The organism is Burkholderia sp. E168m23, from assembly GCF_016586125.1.
In the GTDB taxonomy this organism is placed as follows: domain Bacteria; phylum Pseudomonadota; class Gammaproteobacteria; order Burkholderiales; family Burkholderiaceae; genus Burkholderia; species Burkholderia orbicola.
Map to the genome: position 1 here is coordinate 1 of NZ_BCPP01000441.1, position 5688 is coordinate 5688.

2 protein-coding genes and 1 pseudogene are annotated in these 5688 nt (G+C 69.9%); all 3 read left to right on the forward strand.

Going from position 1 to position 5688, the window contains the following annotated elements; genetic code table 11:
- The first annotated feature begins 120 nt into the window (after positions 1-120).
- Positions 121-2235 carry a catalase HPII gene (gene katE / locus JMF90_RS21435; RefSeq protein WP_201317315.1) on the forward strand — a complete coding sequence of 705 codons (2115 nt, stop codon included), beginning with the start codon at positions 121-123 and terminating at the stop codon, positions 2233-2235.
- An 82-nt stretch (positions 2236-2317) separates the two neighbouring features.
- Positions 2318-3337 (forward strand): Ku protein, encoded by a 1020-nt coding sequence (locus JMF90_RS21440; protein ID WP_175766375.1) that lies wholly within the window; start codon positions 2318-2320, stop codon positions 3335-3337.
- A gap of 51 nt (positions 3338-3388) precedes the next feature.
- Positions 3389-5688 (forward strand): annotated as a pseudogene (gene ligD, locus JMF90_RS21445) (DNA ligase D); the annotation flags it as partial.

Genomic DNA, 5688 nt, shown 5'->3' on the forward strand with positions numbered 1-5688 from the left:
GCCGGCCCGCGGCCGTTCGCGGCGCGCCGGGCCGGCTTTCCCTGCCGTCCGCACGCGTGCGCCGCGGCGCGTCGCCGTGCGGCAACGGCTCCCTACCGAATGCCACGAGGACACCTGACGATGACGACTCCCCCATCCGCCGGCAAGACGCCCCCGACGCAACCGACGCAACCGCCCGACAGCGCAAAATCGCGCCAGCTCGAGGCGAACCGTGCGCGGCCCGACGGCGAGGCGCTGCGCACCAACCAGGGCGTGCGGATCGCCGACAACCAGAACACGCTGCGAGGCGGCGCGCGCGGCCCGTCGCTGCTCGAAGACTTCATCATGCGCGAGAAGATCACGCATTTCGATCACGAGCGCATTCCGGAGCGGGTGGTGCATGCGCGCGGCTCGGCCGCGCACGGCGTGTTTCGCGTGTACGAGCCGATGGCCGACTACACGAAGGCCGCGTTCCTGCAGGACCCGGCCGCCGAAACGCCGGTGTACGTGCGCTTCTCGACCGTGCAGGGGCCGCGCGGGTCGGCCGACACCGTGCGCGACGTGCGCGGCTTCGCGGTGAAGTTCTATACCCAGGAAGGCAACTACGATCTCGTCGGCAACAACATGCCGGTGTTCTTCATCCAGGACGCGATCAAGTTTCCCGACTTCGTGCACGCGGTGAAGCCCGAGGCGCCGAACGAGATGCCGACCGGCGCGTCCGCGCACGACACGTTCTGGGATTTCGTGTCGCTGGTGCCGGAAACCACGCACATGGTGCTGTGGCTGATGTCGGACCGCGCGCTGCCGGCGAGCTATCGCGCGATGGACGGCTTCGGCGTCCACACGTTCCGCTTCGTGAACGCGGCCGGCGTCGAGCGGTTCGTGAAATTCCACTGGCGGCCCGTGAGCGGCGCGTATTCGCTGCTGTGGGACGAGGCGCAGCGGATCGCCGGCCACGATCCGGATTTCAACCGGCGCGACCTGTGGACGGCGATCGAGCGCGGCGACTATCCGGAGTTCGAACTCGGCGTGCAGATGATCGATCCGGCCGATGCGGACAAATTCGATTTCGACCTGCTGGACCCGACCAAGCTCGTGCCGGAAGAGCTCGTGCCGGTGCGGCCGATCGGCCGGATGACGCTGCACCGCAACCCTGACAATTTCTTCGCGGAAACCGAGCAGGTCGCGTTTCACCCGGGCCACGTGGTGCCGGGCATCGATTTCACGAACGACCCGCTGCTGCAGGGGCGGCTGTTCTCGTACACCGATACGCAGCTGAGCCGGCTCGGCGGCCCGAATTTCCACGAGATCCCGATCAACCGGCCGGTGTGCCCGTTCGCGAACAACCAGCGCGACGCGCTGCACCGGCAGACGATCAACGTCGGCCAGGCGTCGTACGAGCCGAATTCCACGAGCGGCGGCTGGCCGCGCGAGACGCCGCCCGCGCCCGCCGGCGGCGGGTTCGAGACCGTGCCCGAGCCGCTCGAAGGCCACAAGGTGCGCGTGCGCAGCGAATCGTTCGCCGACCATTTCTCGCAGGCCGCGCTGTTCTACCAGAGCATGACCGAGATCGAGCAGCGGCATATCCGCGACGCGTACTGCTTCGAGCTCGGCAAGGTGACGCAGCCGCATATTCGCGAGCGGGTGGTCAACGAGATCATCGCGCGCTTCGACGCGGGGCTCGCCGCGCAGGTCGCCGAACGGCTCGGGCTGCCCGCGCCGCAGGCGGCCGCGACGCCGGCCGTGCCGCAGCGCTCGCCGGCGCTGAGCCTGATCGGCCGCGCGAAGCCCGGCATCCGCTCGCGCAAGATCGCGCTGGTCGCGACGCCCGGCGTGAATCCGGTGCTGGTCGAGCAGGTGCGCGACGCGTTGCAGGCCGCGCACGCGGTGCCGACGATCGTCGCGCCGACGCTCGCGCCGATCGGCGGCATCGTGCCGGAGGCGACGCTGGTCGGCATGCCGTCGGTGATGTTCGACGCGGTGTTCGTGTGCGGCGGCGACGGCGATGGCCGCGATCTCGCGCACAGCGCCGATGCCCGCCATTTCGTGCGGGAGGCGTTCAAGCACCTGAAGCCGATCGCGGCCGTCGGCTCCGGGCGGCAACTGCTCAGCGCCGCGCACCTGCCCGACCCGGCCGAAGGCGTGTGCGTCGGCCAGGCCGTCGATCTCGACGCGGTGCTGAACACGCTGTCGGATCACCTCGGCCAGCATCGCGTGTGGGCGCGCGAACAGCAGGCGGCGGAGCTGCCGGCATAGGGCCGACAGCGGCCGACAGCGGCTTGCGCCGGACGGTGCGCCCGCCCTCGGGCGGGCGCGCACCCGGCAAGGAGGAACATGCATGGCACCGCGGATGATTTGGAAAGGCGCGATCAGCTTCGGGCTCGTGCACGTGCCCGTGCAGTTGTTTCCGGCGACGCGCACCGTGAAACCGTCGTTCCGGATGCTCGACAAGCGCTCGATGGACCCGATCGGCTACCGGCAGATCAACAAGCGCACCGGCAAGGAGGTCACGCGCGAGGACATCGTGCGCGGCTACGAATACGAGAAGGAGCGCTACGTCGTGCTCACCGACGACGAGATCCGCGCGGCGAACCCGGAATCGACGCAGACCGTCGACATCCTGACCTTCGTCGACGAGGACGCCGTGTCGTTCCTCTATCTCGACACGCCGTACTACCTGGTGCCGGACCGCAAGGGCGAGAAGGTCTATGCGCTGCTGCGCGACGCGCTGAAGGACAGCGGCAAGATCGGCATCGCGCTGGTGGTGATGCGCGACCGCCAGCATCTGGGCGCGTTGATCCCGGTCGGGCCGATACTCGCGCTCGATACGCTGCGCTGGCAGGAGGAATTGCGGCCGCTCGACGAGCTGTCGGTGCCGGCCGACGACGCGAAGGGCGCGGGCGTCAGTGCGCGCGAGCTCGGGATGGCGAAGAAGCTGATCGACGACATGTCCGGCAAATGGACCCCCGACGAATATCACGACACGTTCCGCGACGACATCCTCGAACTGGTTGAGCGCAAGGTGCGCGCGGGCAAGATCGAGGAGATCGAGGACCGGCCCGCGCAGACCGGCCGCGCGGCGAGCAACGTGGTCGATCTGACCGAGCTGCTGAAGCGCAGCCTGAAGGGCGGCGCGGGGGCGCGCGCGGCGGATCTGCGTGCAGAGCGTGGCGAAGGAGAGGACGAGGAATCTTCATCGTCGTCGTCGCGGGGCGGCGCGCGCCGCAAGCCGGCGGCGAAATCCGCATCGAAGGGCGCGGCGACGAAAACCGCGGCAAAGAAGACCGCCGCGAAACACAGGGCAGCGAGCGCTCCCGCAGCGAAGAAGACGGCCGCGCGCCGCAAGCACGCGGCGTGACGCCGATGACGCCGACTCCGATTTCGATTCCGGTTCCGACGAGGTGACGCGATGGCCGGCAAGCTCGATCCGTATCGCCGCAAGCGCCATTTCGGCGCGACGCCCGAGCCCGAAGGGGCGCACGGCAAGCGTCGCGCGAAGACGGATACGCAAGCGGCCTCGAAGCCGAAGGCGAAGCAGCCCGCCGCGCGCGCACGCCATCCGCTGCGCTTCGTGATCCAGGAGCACCACGCGCGCCGGCTGCACTACGACTTCCGGCTCGAACTCGACGGCACGCTGAAATCGTGGGCCGTGCCGAAAGGCCCGAGCTTCGATCCTCAGGTGAAGCGGCTCGCGGTGCACGTCGAGGACCATCCGCTCGAATACGCGTCGTTCGAAGGCGAGATTCCGGCCGGGCATTACGGTGCGGGCTCGGTCGTCGTGTGGGACGAAGGCACGTGGACGCCCGACGGCGGCGTCGCGCAGGCGCGCGAAGGCTACCGGGCCGGCAGGCTGACGTTCCGGCTCGACGGCGAGAAGCTGCACGGCGGCTGGGCGCTGGTGCGCAGCGGGCGGCAGGAAGGGCGTCAGGAGCAGTGGTTGCTGATCAAGGAGCGCGACGACGACGCGCGCAGCGCCGATGAATTCGACGTCGTCGGCGAACGGCCGGGGAGCGTGCATGACGGCGCGTCCCACGGTGCGGCACGCAAGCGCGCGGCGCAGCGCGGCCGAGCGACCGACGCGGATGGCGATGCACATGACGCGCGACCCGCAAGCCAAACAAGCCACGCAAGCCAGCGCCCCACCGAGCCGTCGCAGGTCGAAGGCGCGGTGCGCGCGCCGCTGCCCGAGCGCGTCGCGCCCCAACTCGCAACGCTGGTCGATGCACCGCCGACGCAGGGCGGCTGGTGCTACGAACTGAAGTTCGACGGTTACCGCATCCTGGCGCGCATCGCAGGCAAGGGCGCACGCCGGCGCGTCACGCTGATGACGCGCGAAGGCCGGGACTGGACCGCGAAGCTGCGCGCGCAGCGCGACGCGCTCGCGGCGCTCGACCTCGACGACGCATGGCTCGACGGCGAGGCCGTCGTGCTCGGCGAAAACGGCCTGCCCGATTTCCAGGCGCTGCAGAACGCGTTCGGCACGGACCGCTCGGACGCGATCACCTTCTTCGTGTTCGACCTGCCTTATCTCGACGGCTACGACCTGCGCGACGCACCGCTCACGGCCCGTCGCGCGCTGCTCGAACCGCTGCTCGCGAACAGCGACCCGGCGCGCGTGCGCTTTTCGCCCGATCTCGGCGAGGACGTCGCGTCGCTGATCGCGAGCGCCTGCGACACCGGCCTCGAAGGACTGATCGGCAAGCGCGCGGACTCGCGCTATCGCGCCGGCCGGTCGCCCGCATGGATCAAGCTCAAATGCCGGCGCCGGCAGGAGTTTGTGATCGGCGGCTTTACCGAGCCGTCGGGCAGCCGGCACGGCTTCGGCGCGCTGCTGCTCGGCGTGCATGAGCCGGCGCCGGCGGCAAGCGGCGGCGCGGGCCCGGCCGCTGCGCTACGTCGGCCGCGTCGGCACCGGCTTCGACACGCGGATGCTCGACCGTCTCGCCGTGATCCTGCGCAAACACGAGCGCGACACGATGCCATTCGATGAACCGCCGCGCGAACGCACGCGCACTCGCGTGCACTGGGTCGAGCCGACGCTCGTCGCCGAATGCGAATTCGCGGAATGGACCGGCGACGGGATCGTGCGGCAGGCCGCGTTCATCGCGCTGCGCGAGGACAAGCCGGCGGCGCAGATCGTCCGCGAGATACCCAAACATACGGAAACGGAGGTGACGATGGATCAACGCCCGACCCCGCACGACGACACACGCAAGCGCGCATCGCATGCCGCTCGTGAAACCGGCGAACGCAAGCAATCCGCACGGTCTCGCGCAGCCGCCCGAGCCGACGGCGACGCGTCCGGCCCCGACACGCTCGGCCGCGTGCGCATCACGCATCCCGAGCGCGTGCTCGACCCGCAAAGCGGCACGCGCAAGATCGACCTCGCACGGTACTGGCAATGGGTCGCGCCGTGGCTGCTGCCCGACCTGAAAGGCCGTCCCGTGTCGCTCGTGCGCGCCCCGGGCGACATCGCCGGCGAGCTGTTCTTCCAGAAGCACGCGGAGCGCCGCGAGATCCCGTTCGTCACGCAGCACGAAGGGCTCGACCCGGGCCACGGGCCGCTGCTGTCGATCGACAACGTCGACGCGCTGCTCGGCGCCGCGCAGATGGGCACGGTCGAACTGCATACGTGGAACGCGCATGCGTCGAACATCGAGCGGCCCGACCGCATCGTGTTCGACCTCGATCCCGATCCGGCGCTGCCGT